Annotated in this window: 19 protein-coding genes (1 of these 19 only partly in view); 8 read left to right on the forward strand and 11 right to left on the reverse strand. The window is 29.1% G+C overall.

What is annotated here, in order from left to right:
• Positions 1-2 precede the first annotated feature (2 nt).
• From BN2920_RS01790 to BN2920_RS01810, 5 genes are all read left to right on the forward strand, one after another.
• On the forward strand, positions 3-755 hold the full coding sequence (locus tag BN2920_RS01790) for a copper homeostasis protein CutC (RefSeq protein WP_058293371.1): 753 nt from the start codon (positions 3-5) through the stop codon (positions 753-755).
• On the forward strand, positions 733-1,593 hold the full coding sequence (locus tag BN2920_RS01795) for a YitT family protein (protein ID WP_058293347.1): 861 nt from the start codon (positions 733-735) through the stop codon (positions 1,591-1,593). Before BN2920_RS01790 ends, BN2920_RS01795 begins: the two co-directional genes overlap by 23 nt.
• Positions 1,594-1,634: 41 nt before the next feature.
• Positions 1,635-2,558 (forward strand): DUF7916 family protein, encoded by a 924-nt coding sequence (locus tag BN2920_RS01800; protein WP_058293348.1) that lies wholly within the window; start codon positions 1,635-1,637, stop codon positions 2,556-2,558.
• A 339-nt stretch (positions 2,559-2,897) separates the two neighbouring features.
• The gene (locus BN2920_RS01805) at positions 2,898-4,121 is read left to right on the forward strand and encodes an MFS transporter (RefSeq protein ID WP_058293349.1); all 1,224 of its coding nucleotides are present in this window, start codon (positions 2,898-2,900) and stop codon (positions 4,119-4,121) included.
• A gap of 229 nt (positions 4,122-4,350) precedes the next feature.
• Complete coding sequence (locus BN2920_RS01810; RefSeq protein WP_058293350.1) at positions 4,351-4,947, forward strand: FMN-dependent NADH-azoreductase; 597 nt, start codon at positions 4,351-4,353, stop codon at positions 4,945-4,947.
• A 65-nt stretch (positions 4,948-5,012) separates the two neighbouring features.
• Here the strand turns inward: BN2920_RS01810 and BN2920_RS01815 are convergent, their stop codons facing one another.
• Positions 5,013-5,879 (reverse strand): LysR family transcriptional regulator, encoded by an 867-nt coding sequence (locus BN2920_RS01815; RefSeq protein WP_058293351.1) that lies wholly within the window; start codon positions 5,877-5,879, stop codon positions 5,013-5,015.
• A gap of 151 nt (positions 5,880-6,030) precedes the next feature.
• Between BN2920_RS01815 and BN2920_RS01820 the strand changes: the two genes are divergently transcribed.
• Together BN2920_RS01820 and BN2920_RS01825 are read left to right on the forward strand one after the other, a co-directional pair.
• A complete protein-coding gene (locus BN2920_RS01820; RefSeq protein WP_058293352.1) occupies positions 6,031-6,564 on the forward strand; it encodes a cysteine hydrolase family protein in 534 nt (177 codons plus the stop codon).
• A gap of 152 nt (positions 6,565-6,716) precedes the next feature.
• Complete coding sequence (locus tag BN2920_RS01825; protein ID WP_058293353.1) at positions 6,717-7,211, forward strand: DUF1648 domain-containing protein; 495 nt, start codon at positions 6,717-6,719, stop codon at positions 7,209-7,211.
• 139 nt (positions 7,212-7,350) lie between these two features.
• On the opposite strand, the gene BN2920_RS01830 is transcribed toward BN2920_RS01825, so the two are convergent.
• Positions 7,351-8,181 carry a MerR family transcriptional regulator gene (locus BN2920_RS01830; RefSeq protein ID WP_058293354.1) on the reverse strand — a complete coding sequence of 277 codons (831 nt, stop codon included), beginning with the start codon at positions 8,179-8,181 and terminating at the stop codon, positions 7,351-7,353.
• A gap of 264 nt (positions 8,182-8,445) precedes the next feature.
• Positions 8,446-8,724 carry a hypothetical protein gene (locus tag BN2920_RS01835; RefSeq protein WP_058293355.1) on the reverse strand — a complete coding sequence of 93 codons (279 nt, stop codon included), beginning with the start codon at positions 8,722-8,724 and terminating at the stop codon, positions 8,446-8,448.
• 230 nt (positions 8,725-8,954) lie between these two features.
• On the opposite strand from BN2920_RS01835, the gene BN2920_RS01840 reads away from it, so the two are divergent.
• Positions 8,955-10,130, forward strand: coding sequence for an MFS transporter (locus BN2920_RS01840; protein WP_058293356.1), 1,176 nt, complete (start codon positions 8,955-8,957; stop codon positions 10,128-10,130).
• Between the two features lie 92 nt (positions 10,131-10,222).
• Here the strand turns inward: BN2920_RS01840 and BN2920_RS01845 are convergent, their stop codons facing one another.
• The 8 genes from BN2920_RS01845 to BN2920_RS01880 form a co-directional block, all read right to left on the reverse strand.
• Positions 10,223-10,888 (reverse strand): HAD family hydrolase, encoded by a 666-nt coding sequence (locus BN2920_RS01845; protein ID WP_058293357.1) that lies wholly within the window; start codon positions 10,886-10,888, stop codon positions 10,223-10,225.
• Positions 10,889-11,023: 135 nt separating this feature from the next.
• Entirely contained in the window at positions 11,024-11,797 is a 774-nt protein-coding gene (locus BN2920_RS01850; RefSeq protein WP_058293358.1) for a TraX family protein, read from the reverse strand.
• 264 nt (positions 11,798-12,061) lie between these two features.
• Positions 12,062-12,793, reverse strand: coding sequence for a gamma-glutamyl-gamma-aminobutyrate hydrolase family protein (locus tag BN2920_RS01855; RefSeq protein ID WP_058293359.1), 732 nt, complete (start codon positions 12,791-12,793; stop codon positions 12,062-12,064).
• A 358-nt stretch (positions 12,794-13,151) separates the two neighbouring features.
• A complete protein-coding gene (locus tag BN2920_RS01860) occupies positions 13,152-13,856 on the reverse strand; it encodes an ABC transporter ATP-binding protein (protein WP_058293360.1) in 705 nt (234 codons plus the stop codon).
• A 2-nt stretch (positions 13,857-13,858) separates the two neighbouring features.
• Positions 13,859-14,617 carry an ABC transporter ATP-binding protein gene (locus BN2920_RS01865; RefSeq protein WP_058293361.1) on the reverse strand — a complete coding sequence of 253 codons (759 nt, stop codon included), beginning with the start codon at positions 14,615-14,617 and terminating at the stop codon, positions 13,859-13,861.
• A gap of 3 nt (positions 14,618-14,620) precedes the next feature.
• The gene (locus BN2920_RS01870) at positions 14,621-15,592 is read right to left on the reverse strand and encodes a branched-chain amino acid ABC transporter permease (RefSeq protein ID WP_058293362.1); all 972 of its coding nucleotides are present in this window, start codon (positions 15,590-15,592) and stop codon (positions 14,621-14,623) included.
• Between the two features lie 9 nt (positions 15,593-15,601).
• Entirely contained in the window at positions 15,602-16,477 is an 876-nt protein-coding gene (locus BN2920_RS01875) for a branched-chain amino acid ABC transporter permease (protein WP_058293363.1), read from the reverse strand.
• 23 nt (positions 16,478-16,500) lie between these two features.
• Positions 16,501-17,011, reverse strand: the 3' portion of a protein-coding gene (locus tag BN2920_RS01880; RefSeq protein ID WP_058293364.1) for an ABC transporter substrate-binding protein. Its footprint extends 665 nt past the window's final position; 511 of the gene's 1,176 nt are visible here — the last part of the coding sequence; its start codon lies off the right edge, out of view; the stop codon is at positions 16,501-16,503.

Raw genomic sequence — 17,011 nt, forward strand, 5'->3', positions numbered from 1 at the left:
TGATGATAGAAGTATGCTGTGGAAGCTATGAAGATGCAATAAATTCTTATAAGGGTGGAGCTAAACGTATTGAGCTAAATGGTGCATTACATTTGGGAGGATTAACACCAAGTATAGCAAGCCTAACATTAACAAAGAAAAATACAGATTTAAAAGTAATATGCATGGTAAGACCAAGAGGAGCAGGGTTCTGCTACAATGATATTGAGTTTGAGCAAATGATGGAAGATGCTAAGATTTTATTAGAAAATGGAGCAGATGGATTGGCATTTGGATTTTTAAATGAAGATTGCACAATTAATACGGAAAGAACTAAAAAGATGGTTGAATTGATTAAAAGTTATAATGCAGAAGCTGTTTTTCACAGAGCATATGACTGTGTAAATGATCCTATAAAAGCTATTGAAGCATTAATAGATATGAAAGTAGATCGTCTGCTCACAAGTGGTTTAAAGCCAAAAGCAATGGATGGCAAGGATATGATTAAGAGCTTGCAGGAGAAGTATGGTGATAAAATAGAAATTTTAGCTGGTAGTGGAGTTAATGCTTCAAATGCAGAAGCTTTAATTGAATATACAAATATATCTCAAATTCATTCATCATGTAAGGATTGGAGTAATGATAAAACAACATCAGGTGAATATGTAAACTACTGTTATGGCCCTGATGGACATGAAAATGATTATGATTTTGTATCACAAGAATTAGTAAGAAAATTGGTGAATTTAAAAAATGAAAAAGAAACCATGGTTTAAATATGTAGTGACAGCTTTAGCAGTTATAATATCATCATTTTTACAAACATATGCCATAAAAGTGTTTGTAGAGCCAGCAGGTCTTCTTTCAAGTGGCTTTACTGGTGTGGCTATTTTGATAGATCGTATTACATCTTTATATGGTAAGAGTTTTTCAACATCATTGGGAATGATTATATTAAATGTTCCAGTTGCAATATTATGTTATAAAAACATTGGAAAAAAGTTTGTTATTTCATCTCTTTGCCAAGTTTTTTTAACAAGTTTTCTTTTAAAAATATGCAGCTTCCCACCTTTATTTAATGATTCTGTGCTAAATGTGTGTTTTGGAGGCTTTGTTTATGGAATGGCTACTGTAATAGCTTTAAGAGGAAATTCTTCAACTGCAGGAACAGATTTTATTGCACTATATGTATCCAATAAAAAAGGAAAATCAATTTGGGAGTATGTATTTATATTTAATGCAATTATACTTTGTATATTTGGATATATGTTTGGATGGATTTATGCTGGATATTCAATAGTATTTCAGTTTATTTCAACAAAAACCATTTCAGAATTTTATCAAAGATATAAACGTGTAACATTGCAGATAACAACAAGCAATCCCAAAAATGTTGTTGATGGATATGTTAAAGAATATCGCCATGGTGTATCTGTTATGAATGGTTATGGTGGATATAGCAAAGAATCTATGAGTTTATTACATACTGTTGTATCATCCTATGAAGTACAAGATATTGTAGCTCTCATTAAAGAAATTGATCCAAAAGTAATAATAAATGTTTTAAGTACAGAAAGTTTTTATGGTGGTTTTTATCAAAGACCTATAGAATAAACTGTAAATAATAAATGGAGTGTATTGAGGAGGAAATATATATGACTAAACGTCTTTTAAATGCAAATGTATCAGATATAGTGAATTTCTCTAATGAGGAATTAAAGCAAAGTATAAAAGCTAATGAAGGAAGAACTGTATTAAGTGAAAATGTTGTTATACATGAACCGTTAATTCCAAACATCACAAATTCTGAGGTTGCAAAATCTTTTGGAGCGGATCTTATTCTTTTAAATGCTTTTGATGTATTTAACCCAATTGTTTTGGGAATGTATGATTACTCAACTATGGACAAAGCGGTTCCAAATGATAATGTAGTTACTGATTTGAAAAAATATACAGGAAGACCAATAGGATTGAACCTTGAGCCAGTTGATCTTGAAGCAGAAATGGCTGAAGAAAAATTAGAGATTGCAGAAGGTAGAAAAGCTACTAAAGAAACATTAGAGAAGGCTAATAAGTTAGGTTTTGATTTTGTGTGTTTAACAGGAAATCCAGGAACAGGTGTAACAAATTCTCAAATAATAAAAGCAATAAAGATTGCAAAAGCTAACTTTAATGGATTAATTATTGCAGGTAAAATGCATGGTGCGGGAGTTAGTGAGAAAGTTGTTGACTTAGATTCAATTAGTAAGTTTATAGAGGCTGGTGCAGACATTATTATGGTACCAGCAGTTGGAACTGTTTGGGGAGTAGGAGAAGAAGAAGTTCGTGAAGCAGTAAGATTAGCTCATCAAAAAAATGCATTAGTGATGAGTGCTATTGGAACAAGCCAAGAGGGCTCAGATGAAGAAACAATTAGAGATATAGCTATTAGAAATAAAATACTTGGAGTGGATATACAACATATAGGAGATGCAGGCTATGCTGGAGTAGCACCAGTTGAAAATATTTTTGCTCTTAGTAAAGCAATTAGAGGAAGAAGACATACAATTTCTATGATATCTCGTTCAATTCTTCGTTAGGTTTTATGATTATTTAAGCATATAATACTTGATAAAATAGATAAAAAACAGTATAATTTAAATAATGAATATTTTGGAAAAAGGAGGGTAATGAAATGAATGGCTTAGGATATAAACCTGTTTGCAGTAGTAGTGCTCATTCAAAAACAGCAAATTTTGGAGTATTACGGGACTACTGCGCCCTTTTTTAGGGAAGTCATTTATATTCATTATCCATAAATATATAAGCAGTAGCTCCTGTAAAGAACATATGTAAATTTCTATATGATATTTCATATGTTCTTTTTCGTATGCAAAAATATTTTGAGATTGCAGAAATGAAGATAGGAGCAAAATAAAATGATAGAATTAAATAAACAAAAAAGTTTTACAGGCAGGGAAAGAAAAAGTGATATTAAAAGAAATGTAAAAATAGATTATGTATATTCATTTATGAAAAATTTTGATATATCAAGCGCTATATGGGTGCTATATATGGTTTATAAAGGGCTTCCGTTATGGCAAGTTGGAGTTGTTGAGGGAATTTTTCATATAACAAGCTTTTTATTTGAAGTTCCATCAGGAGCAATAGCAGACTTGCTTGGAAGAAAAAATGTGATGATAGCAGGACGCATATGTAGTGCTATATCTGCAGTTATAAACTTATTTTCAAACAATATTTTTGGATTTTCTGTTGGATTCATGATATCCGCATTGGGATATAATTTAAATTCTGGATCTGAAGAAGCTTTAGTCTATGATAGTTTAAAACAAACTGGATGTGAGGATGAATATTTAAAAGTAAATAGTAGATTGAATTTAATAATTGAAATTTCACAAGGTCTTGCGACCTTTATAGGTGGAATCCTAGCAGAGTATTCATTCGTATATTGTTACATTACATCAATAGTAATAGCAGCGCTTTCACTTATTCCATGCTTCATGTTAAAAGAACCTTCAATAAAAGATGAAGATAAAAAGAAAGAAAGTATATCAATAAAAAAACATTTCAAGCTTTCTTACAATATAATTAAGAATAATAAAAAGATAATAAAAATATTAGTTTATTTTCCAATGGTATTCACTTTTCATACAGTAGTTTATTTTTATGGGCAACAATATTTTAGTATTCTTGGATGTAATAAAATTGAGATAAGCCTTATAATGCTACTTGGAGGAATATCATCATGTATTGGAGCTATAACTTGTGAGAAAATAATTGATTTATTTAAAGATAAGACAAAATATATTGCTTCAATATTTATGGGAATAAGCATTGTGTTTATAAGTGGAAAAAGCTTAATTGTTTCAATATTATTTTTTGCAGTAATGAATTATGTAAATGCAATATTATATCCAATACAGTCTACATCATTAAATAAACTAATACCATCAGAGCAAAGAGCAACTATTATTTCAATAGATAGCATGATTTTTTCTCTCTGTATGATTTGTATGTTTCCGCTATGTGGATTTATGGCTGATAAGTTTGATTTGCATATAACATTTTTGGCTTTAGGCATTGTTCAAATATTACTTATAATATTATTAGTTAATAAGAAAAGAAGTATAACATCTGAATAAGTTTTATGGGGTGATGGAAAAAAGGACTAAATCAAAGTTGAATTTAATCCTTTTAATGTTTTCAAAATTGATTTTTAAATAAAACTAATAATATAATTTTAATGTTTACCTATTTATATTAATTAATATTGATTTTAAAATAAATTTGACACGAATACTAAATAGTGGTAATATAAAGCAAATAAGAATTGATACTAATTGATAATAAATATTAAAGGTGGAAATTAAAATGAGTAAATTATTATATATTAAAGCAAATATTAAAAGCGAAGGCGAATCAAGAACTTTCAGAGTTTCTGATAGTTTTATAGAAGAATATAAAAAAAACAACCCAAAAGATGAGGTAATAGTATTAGATTTATATAAAGAGAATATAGATTTCTTAAGATCAGAAGACTTAGGAAAAATATTTGGACCTAAGGACGAAGAAAGCAAGAATAACCCAATATTAAAATATGCATATCAATTTGCAGAAGCAGATAAGTATGTAATTGCATCACCTATGTGGAATTTAAGTATACCAGCAATTTTAAAAGCTTATATAGACTATGTAAGTGTTACAGGTATAACATTTAAATATACTGCAGAAGGTCCAGTGGGACTTCTAAAGGATAAAAAGGCTGTTCACATAGTATCAAGAGGTGGCGAATATGCAAATGCTCCATATGAAATGGGAGATAGATACTTAAGAACTATATTAGGCTTCTTTGGTATTTCAGAAATAGAAACTATTGCAGTAGAAAATGTAGATGTAATAGGAGTAAATGTTCAAGAAAAAGTAGAAGAAGGAATAAAGAAGGCTAATTTACTAGCACAAAAATTTTAGAATTATATAAAGATTAAATAGCAGCATACTATTCATTTTAAGAATATTATGCTGCTAAAAAAATATTAAGGCTTAAAATAATTGATCCATTGACTAACTGCTGGTGAATTAATCCTTTGCTTATTTACTAATATATAACTATCCATGTTTGGAGGAGTGCTTTCAAGTAGATTTACTTGTACTAGAGAGCCCTCCTTTAAATATTTTTTTACTGTATGTTCTAGCATGAAACTAAAACCAATGCCTTCTTTTAAAAATGTAATAATACCACTGCTGATATTGATATCTAATGGATATGCATAGTTTTTTGGAAATATTGAGTGAAACCATTCCTGAAATTGATCAGTTAAAATTGCAGAGGACAATAGGGGAAGTGTTTTTAACTGATTATCTGTTATGCCAGATGCATTTATCGCATTTTGAGGGCTAGTGACTAAAATAATTTTATCACTATAGAAAGGTTCACATATAAACTTTGGTGATTTTGTATTGAAATATGTAAAAGCAATATCTAACTCATTATCATGAAGCATTTGGAGTAATGTTTCACTATGCTCAATAGTAATTTTCACTGAAATATGTTTATTTATTTGCATATACTTGCAAACCATATCTTGTACATGACAATCGTAAATAGAATGAACAACACCTATGTTAAGTGTATCTTTAAAAGTTTCTAAAGCATTAAGCCTTGAAATAGCGGTTTCATGTATTTTTAATAATTGTTTAGCGTATGGAAGAAAATTTTCTCCAGCAGTTGTAAGTACTACATTTTTATTTGTTCTAATAAATAATGGCTTACCTACATTATCTTCCAGATGTTTTATTCTGCTTGTTATAGTTGATTGAACTACATGAAGCTGTTCTGCTGTTTTCGTAAAATTTTTAAAATTAGCTAGGCATATAAATGTCTTTAAAAGTTCATAATCCATATTTAAATTACTCCTAAGCAATGATTTTTATTTTCGATTATTACTATTAAATATATTCGTTAGACGAATAGAAAAACCTTTCTTATAATCTAATTAAGGAATACTTAAGGGAATTTTATAAAAAAATAGATAAGAAGGGGTGAAATAGCAGATGAGTAATACTGTTTTAATGGTGGTAGATGTCCAAAATAGATTAATTAATGAACATCCTTATAATGAAAAGAAAGTTGTTGGAAATATTAAAAAATTAATAGAAGCTGCTAGAAATAATGAAAAAGAAGTTATATATGTACGTCATGATGATGGAGAAGGCACAGAACTTGAAAAGGGCACATATGGATGGCAAATCTATGGTGAAATATCACCTAATAGTAATGAAAAGATATTTGATAAGAAATTTAATAGTGCTTTTATAAAGACTGGCTTGAAGGAGTATTTGGAAAGTAAGAATATAGATACAATAATATTGACTGGACTTCAAACAGAATACTGTATTGATGCTACATGTAAAAGTGCATTTGAACATGAGTATAAGATAATTATTCCTGAAGAAACAAATACAACTTTTGATAATGAATATCTATCTGGTGAAAAGCTTTATGAATTTTATAATTATAAAATATGGAGTAATCGATTTGCAAGAGTTCTTTCAATGAATGAAGTTACAGAAATGCTTATTAAATAGATTGAAATATAGGGATGACTATGTAAAAATAAGGATTCTTAATTTTTTCATAAAATCCACAAATATCAAATGATAAAACTTTACAGCCATATTATAAAAGTTGTAATATGCATATATAAGAAGCATTAGATGCTGTATTATAGAGGTGTATTATGATTAAAGGGAAAGAAAAAAGCTTTTGTAAAAAGATAAATATAATTATTGATGTAATTTCAGCAATATTAATGATAATAATGATTGCAGGAACATTTTTAATATGGAAAAGTGCTCCCGACATAGTTCCAACACATTTTAATTTCCAAGGTGAAGTAGATAATTATGGATCAAAGGATACTATATTTTTGCTATTAGCTATAGCTGCAGTGTGTTATGTTGGAATGGCTGTTTTATCTAAATACCCTCAAATTTATAATTACTGTGTTGAGATAACTCTAGGAAACAAAGAAAAACAGTATTTAATGGCGAAAACATGTATCAAGATATTAAATTTAGAAGTGGTTATTATTTTTTTATATATTCAATTAAAAATTGGAACTATGATGATTAGTGGGAATGAAAGTTTATCAATAGCACTTCTGCCTATAATATTAATTGTTTTAACAGCTACAATTGGAATATACATATGGAAATCTATAAAGAATAGATAATATAGTATAAAGATTTCGGAGTGATATATCAAATAAATTTTATGCTAATGGGAAGAAGGAGGACTAGTTGTTTTGAATCCTCCTTTTTAGAAACTAATTACATAAAATAAAGTAAAGTTATAAATTTTATATGTATGTCTTAATGAGGTGAGTCATTTATTTTTATAGAAATCTTAGTCACATAATCATTTTGATTTTGAACTGATATTTCATCAATTAATCCTTGCTCATAAGAATAGCCTTCTATGGATAGATTATTTTCACTTATGAACTTCATAAGTCTTTCATAAAGAAATACATTTGTATCATAGTAGCCTTTTATATACCCAACTACATACTTTCCCTTAGGTTTTATAAATATATTCTGTTTTGAATCATTTTTTTCTACTCTGGTGAAATAATAATCTGGACGTGAGAAATCACTTTTATTTAATCGATTAGCATTTATCATTACTCCAACAGGGTATCCGCTATCAAGTTTATTATTAAAACAATATTTTAAGTGCTCAGTATATGTATTTATATCATACTCATCTTCAGTTTCCATTATGTAATCACTCAAAACCAGTTTTTCTTCTTCTTGTTCTTCGATTTTAATATCATCATCGAAATTGATTCCAAGCTGAGTAAGACTAATTTTAGTATCCATGAGTTTTTTTAATCTTTGAAGATTTTTAATTTCTTTATCAATTGCTTTCTTTTCTTCTTTAAAAAATTCTATAGCCATTTCAGGATTTCTATTATCAAGGAAAAATTTAATATCTTTAAGAGGCATTCCAAGTCCTTTTAATTGAGTAATTACATTGAACAATTCTATCTGATGATGAGAATAATATCTGTATCTATTATTAAGGACTTTTTCAGGGCAGAATAAGCCTATACTGTCATAGTGAAATAAAGTCTTCTTATGTACATCAAAAAGCTTTGCAAATTCACCAGTTGTAAAATATTTTTTGAAATTATTACTCATACGTTTCCTCCTATTGACTATCCTGTTACAGGATACGATATTATAAATTATATATGAATTTCAATTAATATTAAACAATAGAAATAACAGAAAATATAATTAATTATGTGGCAGATTTTATCTGTTATTTTTTATGTGAGGAAAAGTAAGGAGGATTAATTATTATCTAGCCATCCATGTTCTCTAAAATGTTTGCATAAAGTTCATCAATTGCTAATATTTATGCAGTAATGAGAGCATTTTAGCTTTTAAATGCTCATAAATTCAATTTATAGAAGTTATGCTATCTGAATCTGATGTTGTTGAAAATTTATTGCTTTTAATTACGTTAGATTTCATTTTGAGCGACTTTTCTGTTAATATATCATATATTTCTTTACTTTGGTCTACAAAATTAGTTTTATAAATTTTAATTGAATCAGAATGAGCAATTTTATTTATTAGTGGAACATCAGCAGAATCAGGAATAAAATTTGCTACTATTGCAGCAAAGAATAGAGCTGAAGCAATGCCTACGATTTTAACTTTTATTTTATCATCCATTCTAAATCACTCCTAATATTTATTCTTAAAATAAATTTTCAATGTTAACAAGCAAAATTTACTCTCTATAATATATAGACAAAATAAGAGGTGAAAAAGTTTCAATAATTTTAATAATTTTTACTATTTGTGAAAATTTCTAAAATGAATATATTTAAAGATAACTTGTATAAAAATTACCTTGTAGCAAGTATAATTAAGGCAAGATTATTTGTAAGGAGAACTTTACTATGTCGGTAAGAGAAAATTATAATCATACAATTTATGCATGCTATATTGGATATATAACTCAGGCTATTGTAAATAATTTTGCTCCATTGCTATTTCTAACATTTCAAAGTACTTACGATATTTCAATGGATAAGATAGCATTTTTAGTAACAATGAATTTTGGGGTACAGCTTATAGTAGATTTTTTAGCTGCTAAGTTTGTAGATAAAATAGGCTATCGTACTTGTGTGGTAGCAGCACATATTTTTTCGGCAATTGGGCTAGCTGGCTTAGCTATATTTCCAGGTATATTTAGCAATCACTACATAGGACTACTCATAGCGATATTCTTTTATGCTATAGGTGGTGGATTAATTGAGGTTTTGATAAGTCCTATTGTAGAGGCGTGCCCTACAGAGAAGAAAGAAGCAGCAATGAGTCTTTTGCATTCGTTTTATTGCTGGGGACATGTATTTGTAATTTTAAGTTCAACATTATTTTTTATATTTGTAGGAATTAAAAATTGGTATATACTAGCATGTTTATGGGCAATTATACCTTTATTAAACACATTTTATTTTTTAAAGGTTCCTATTCAAACCTTAGTAGAACATGATGAAGGATTATCCACAAAAGAATTGTTTAAATTAAAGGCATTTTGGATATTATTACTTTTAATGATTTGCGCAGGGGCATCTGAACAAGGAATGAGTCAGTGGGCATCTGCTTTTGCAGAATCAGGATTAAATGTATCTAAAACAATTGGTGATTTAGCAGGACCGTGTTCTTTTGCAATTCTTATGGGATTTTCAAGAGTTTTTTATGCAAAGTTTAGTGAGAAAATAAAACTAGATGTATTTATGATTTTTAGTGGTGGGCTTTGTATAATAAGTTATTTAATAGCGGCATTATCTAGTAATCCTATATGGGGACTTATTGGGTGTGGATTGTGTGGACTTTCAGTTGGAGTTTTATGGCCAGGAACATTTAGTATTGCATCAAAGAGCTTACGTAGAGGAGGAACTGCAATGTTCGCGTTTTTGGCACTTGCAGGAGATGTAGGCTGTTCGCTAGGACCAACAGTTGTAGGAACTATATCTGGAGTTTTTCAAGATGATTTGAAAAAAGGATTTTTAGCAGCGATTATATTCCCGGTATTTTTAATATTAGGATTAGTTGCGTATAATAAAAAATAAGCCATAAAAAGGTGTCTATATCAAGTTTAATGATTATTTTGATATAGACACCTTTTTATTTTTTAGAAATTTATATAATAAATAAATTATTTTTAAAGTGCATTGATGTGTTTAGATATATATTCTTTTACTTCAATAAGATTTTTAAACTGACAGTTTGAGTATTTGATAATTTCATCAGTAGGTGGTAATAAATCTTCTACATGAAAAGGCAGCATTTGAGCACTGTACGCCGCTATGATTCCGGATGGTGAATCTTCAATAACGATGCATTGTTCAGGCTTTTTATTAAGTTTTTTAGCAGCTTTTAAGAATATATCAGGGTCAGGTTTTGAGCGCTCTACGTCATCTGCACATATAATTGCATCAAATATATTTTGAAGACTGTGTATTTTGAGCTGCATATCAAGTTTGTGCCTTGGTGAAGATGTGGCTATGGCAATTTTATAATCATTTGATTTTAAATAATTTATTATTTCAAGAGCACCTGTCTTCATTGGTACTTGTCCGTTATCTATAGCTTTTTTTAAAGCTTCATCACATTCAGCAAATATTTTTTCTCCAGGAAAGTTATTTCCAAAGTGATCACTTAAAAGTTTAATACATGTTTTACGGTCACGTCCTATCAAAGTTAAATAAAACTCTAGTGTCATTTCATATCCGTGTTTAGGATAAATTTTCTTCCAAATATCAAGATAGATTCTTTCAGTATCAAAAATAACACCATCCATATCAAAAATTACTGTATCTCTATTCATAAAATTAAGCTCCTTACTATTCTGATTGTGTTTTATGATAAATAAGTAGTGTGCCATGTTTAATTATATCATATTGGAAAATGTGACTAATTAAATTGTGAAAAGCTAACACTTTATTTATCAATAGCTTTTTCCTTAAAAAAGAAAGTTACCAACTAAGTATAATATAGCAATATGTATTGGATAGAAAAAATAAAATAAATATTTTAGCCCTGTACCCTTTTTGCCATTGTAGCAAAGCATGAAAGGGAGTGCTGCTATCATCATCCATTGATAATCAACAAATAATAAATGATTTAAATCATGTCCTCCTGCTAACGTGAGAAGAAAATATATAATGCAGAATATTCCGTAAGATTTAATTGTATTTAGTTTTGTATCTTTAAAATAGTACATAAGAACACCTAAAAAAACAAATATAAAAGATCCTTCACAAAATATTAAGTTTGGTAATAATGCAGAAAAAAGCATTATTGATGCACGTAATGGTACAAAAATCATTCCTAAAATACATATTATAGTAGAAAGAATTTGAAAGATAATAAACTTTCTCATCATTTTCTTTCCTTCTATAGGATTCTCTTTTTTATACTCTTTAATGGAAACAATAACTCCAATAAGAAAGAACATAACAAATATATTGTTAGTGATAGGTGCATATGGATTTTTAATAATATTATTTAAAATAAGATCACCTACAGCCATAGCACTACCAAAGAAATATATTCTTTTTAGATATTTTCTTCTATCATGGGTGTAATGTAATCCCCAGACCATAGTATAAATAAATAGTGGGGCAGATAATCTTCCAATCCAATGAAACCATATTGGTATTCCAGGAATGAATTCAGCAATATGATCAATCAACATCAATATTAATGCAATTATTTTAATAGTGGTGCTAGTCATATTTATGACCTCCTGATTATATATTTTAAGTTTTATCTAATGTAGATGTTGCATAATTATATATCCCAGCTAGATAAATAAAAATCGAATCTGTTGTACATATATGTATTTTTATATATAGGAAAATGTATGTATACAAGAATATGAGAATATATAAATAATTATATACCTAAATAAAACAATAATATTTAGGTATATTAAGCCTTTTTGGCTATACGTTTATATTACCATTGTTTAAGTTAATAAAATAATATTAAACTTTTATTATTTGCAAACGGAAATAAATGCTTCAAATATTTTTAATCCATTTTCATGGTTGCTTTCAGCCATCATTTCTGGATGGAATTGAACACCTACAATAAAATTGTTATCATCAATTTTTTCTATGGCTTCTATGATGTTATCTTTAGAGCGAGCAGTTATTTTGAAGCCAGGAGCAACTTTATTAACAGATTGGTGGTGATAACTGTTAGTTACTGTCTTATTACCTAAAACATCATATAGGAAAGAGCCTTTTTCAATATCAATTGTGTGAGTAAGGGCACCCATACTTGTTGACTGGGAGTGCTTAAGTTGTGTTCCTTTTGCATAAGATAGGTCTTGATATAATGTTCCACCAAAGAATATATTTATGATTTGTATGCCTCTACAGATGCACAATATAGGTTTCTTGTGCTTATTTGCTGCATTTATAAGCTTCATTTCAAAGTCATCTCTTTCTGTAGATATTGTTCCTAATTTCTCAGCTGGTTCTTCATTAAATAAAAGTGGATTTGGATCTGGTCCTCCAGATAATATTAATCCATCTAAAATTTTAACTTGCTCTTCAATTACTTTTTCATCAGAAGTGATAGGAAGTATAACTGGTATTCCACCAGCGTTAATAACGGAATTAGTATAATCCATATTAATTCTGCAATAAGTATATGAGAAATATTCGCTTGAGGCCATTTCAGAAGATATGCCACTGCTAATTCCTATAATTGGTTTTTTCATATTCAATAACTCCTTTATTTGTTAGTTTATAATTTGTGTATCATTTATAAATTTTTGAATGATAATTTAATTACTGCATATTTAATAGTTTAAGTGTATATAAATGTGATGCATGACTTGGATAAACGTTTGATTTTTTATTAAAATGAGAAATACAACTTTGCTGTTAATTCTTAATAAATTATCGGAATATTTCGTTATGAGATTATGTGTGGTTGCTAATATTTAATTTTTTATTGTTTCTAGCTTATGTACTTACATTTATTTAAAATAATAAAAGAGTAGGTATATATACAAGTTGTTATGATTTAAAAGTAAAACCCTATTAAGTAATATTTTATTACTTAATAGGGTTAAATTATTCTCCAAGATAAGCATTTTTAATAGCAGCATCATTTAATAAATCTTGAGCATTACCAGAAGTTACTATCTTACCAGTTTCAAGAACATAAGCTCTGTGCGCTATTGCTAATGCCATATTAGCATTTTGCTCAACTAAAAGTACAGTTGTACCACTTTTATTTATTTCAACTATTGTATCAAAAATATCTTTAACAACAAGAGGTGCAAGTCCCATTGATGGTTCATCAAGTAGAAGCATTTCTGGTCTGTTCATTAAAGCCCTACCTATTGCAAGCATTTGTTGCTCACCACCAGAAAGAGTACCAGCAGCTTGTTTTTCTCTTTCCTTTAATCTTGGAAATTTTGAAAACACAATTTCTAAGTCTTGTTTTATTCCAGCCTTATCTTTTCTTAAATAAGCTCCAAGCTCTAGGTTCTCCATAACAGTTAATTCAGGAAAGACTCTTCTTCCTTCAGGTACATGAGAAAGCCCTAAAGAAACTATTTTATTTGAAGGAACCTTATTCAATGGTGATCCTTTAAATGTTATATTTCCTGATTTAATAGGTTCAAGGCCTGAAATAGCTCTAAGTGTTGATGTTTTACCGGCACCATTAGCACCTATTAATGTAACTATTTCGCCTTGCTCTACTTCAAGAGAAATATTCTTTAATGCATGTATTACACCATAGTAAAGATTTATATTGTCTAGTTTTAGCACGTTTATGCCCCCTCTCCAAGATAAGCTTCAATTACCTTAGGATTGTTTTTTATTTCATCTGGAGTTCCTTCAGCAATTTTCTTTCCATAATCAAGAACAGCTATTTTGTCGCATATTCCCATTACTAATTTCATGTCATGTTCAATTAATAATATAGAAAGATTATATTTTTCTTTTATCCAATTTATTAAATCCATAAGTTCCGCAGTTTCTTGTGGATTCATCCCAGCTGCAGGTTCATCTAATAATAATAGAGAAGGCTTTGCAGCAAGAGCTCTTACTATTTCAAGTTTTCTTTGTTCTCCATAAGGAAGGTTGCTTGCAAGTTCGTCCTTTTTTACATCAAGAGAAAAAACCTTAAGTAGTTCAATACTCTTTCTATTTATTTCTTCTTCTTCTCTTTTGAATTTAGGAGTTCTAAGGATTGAATCAAAAAGAGAATATTTAACCCTATAGTTGAAACTTACTTTTACATTATCAAGAACACTAAGACTAGAAAAAAGGCGTATATTTTGAAATGTTCTTGCTATTTTTTTCTTAGTAATATTGTAAGGTTTAAGACCATGTATATCTTCGCCTAGATAATTTATTGATCCACTAGTTGGAGTATAAACGCCAGTCAACATGTTAAATATAGTTGTTTTACCAGCACCATTTGGTCCGATAAGTCCAACTATCTCTTTTTCGTCTATAGTAAGATTAAAATCAGAAACTGCTTTTAATCCACCGAATTCTATTGATAAGTTTTTTGCATTTAACATTAATTAAGCCTCCTTTCCATTTTCAATATCACTATTTTTCTTTAATTTATCTAATTTAAATATTTTAAAAGTAATTTCTTTATCACCTAATAATCCTTGAGGTCTGAATATCATAAGTATTATTAAAGCTAATGGATATAATATCATTCTGAAGTTTTGGAATCCTCTTAATAATTCAGGTAAGAATGTTAATATTATAGTAGCTATAACCGAACCAGAAAGTGACCCCATTCCACCAAATACTACAAATGTTAAATAATCAATTGATTTGTTAAAGTCAAATGCAGTCGGTTGAATATATCCCATGTAATGAGCGTAAAGTCCTCCAGCAAGTCCAGCGAAGAAAGCTCCGATGACAAAGGCCATTATTTTATATTTAAAAGCATTGATTCCCATAGATTCAGCAGCAATTTCATTTTCACGTACAGAAAGCATTGCTCTACCTTGAGACGAATGAATAATATTATAAATAATAACTATAGTAATTACTGCGAATATAAATGCTATTGTAAAATTAGTTTTTTTAGGTATGCCTGTAAGCCCTCTTGCACCACCTATAAAATCTATATTCATAATTACAATTCTTATGATTTCACAAAAAGCTAGTGTTGTTATTGCAAAGTAATCTCCTGTTAATCTTAAAGTAGGATATCCAATTAAAGCTGCTATAATGCATGCTATAATTGCACCAATAAATATAGAAACCATAAATGGAAGCTCAGCTTTTTGAGTAAGTATTGCTGAAAGATAAGCCCCAATAGACATAAAACCAGCATGTCCTAAACATAATTGTCCTGTAAACCCAACAATAAGATTTAATGAAACTGCAAGCATTATATTAATTAATGCTAAATTTATTATTCCAGCATAGTATGAATTTATAACTTTAGTTTTTGTTAATCCATATATTATTACATAAGTTAATATAACTCCAATAATTGTTAGAACTGATTTTTTATTTATTTTATTCTTCATACTTATCACCTACACTTTCACATTAGCCTTTTTACCCAAAAGACCAGAAGGCTTAATTAATAGTATTAAAATTAAAATACCAAATACTATTGCATCTGAGAAGCTAGTTGATATGTATGCTTTAGATAATGTTTCTAAAATTCCAATTAAAAGACCACCAACAAGTGCTCCAGGAATGCTTCCAATACCGCCAAGAACGGCAGCTACGAAAGATTTAAGTCCAGGCATAACTCCTATGTAAGGTGTGATACTTGGATAAGATATTGCAACTAATACACCTGCTATACCAGCTAATGCTGAACCAAGAGCAAATGTGAAAGAAATAGTGTTATTAACATTTATACCCATAAGAGAAGCGGCTTCAATATCTTGAGATGCAGCTCTCATTGCTTTACCTAATTTAGTTTTATATACAATAAATTGAAGAACTATAACAAGTAATGCAGATACTAAAAACATTAATATTGTTTTCCATTGTATTTGAACAGCGCCTATATTAAGAGCCCCAGCATTGATTAAATCAGGGAATGGTTTAGGATCAGAACCAACTAAGATTCTCATACTGTTTTGTAATAATAATGATACACCAATTGCAGTAATAAGCAGAGTTATTCTTGGAGAATTTCTTAAAGGCTTATAAGCAATTTTTTCAATTATTATACCTGCTAGTGATGATACCGCCATGGCTACTAAAAGTGTAGGTATTAACGGTAATTTTAGCGTAGTAGCAGAATAGAAGCCCGCGAAGGCTCCTATCATGTAAATTTCGCCATGAGCGAAGTTTATAAGTTGTATTATTCCATAAACCATTGTATAACCTAATGCTAGGAGGGCATACACGCTACCTAAAGCAAGCCCATTAATAAGTTGTTGTATAAATTCCATAGTGTATTCCTCCTATATATTGATTAAGGTTCTATTTTTGTTACTAATTCTTTTTGGCCTTTATTAACTTTGATAATGGCAGCACTCTTTATAGCACTTCTATCTTCGCCAAATTTAATATCACCAGTTACACTTTGAAGTTCCATTCCTTTTAAAGCGTCTTTAATTGCAGGTCCTTCAGTGCTATTAGCTTTTTCTATTGCTTTAACTAAGATTTTAGAAGTATCGTAAGATAAAGCAGCAAAAGCATCTGGTTCTTTGTTGTATTTAGCTTTGTAAGAATCAACGAATGTTTTAACTGCTTCATCTGTATCTCCTGAATAATAGTGATTTACATACATTGCACCATCTACAGAATCTCCACCGATTTCAACTAATTTTTCAGATTCCCAACCGTCACCGCCTAAGAATTGAGATGTAATTCCCATTCCTCTAGCTTGTTTAGTGATAAGACCAACAGTGTTATAGTAATCAGGTAATATTAATACATCAGGATTTAATCCTTTAATTTTTGTTAATTGAGCATTAAAGTCA

Origin of the sequence: Clostridium neonatale, from assembly GCF_001458595.1 — a bacterium.
Classification (GTDB): Bacteria; Bacillota; Clostridia; order Clostridiales; family Clostridiaceae; genus Clostridium; species Clostridium neonatale.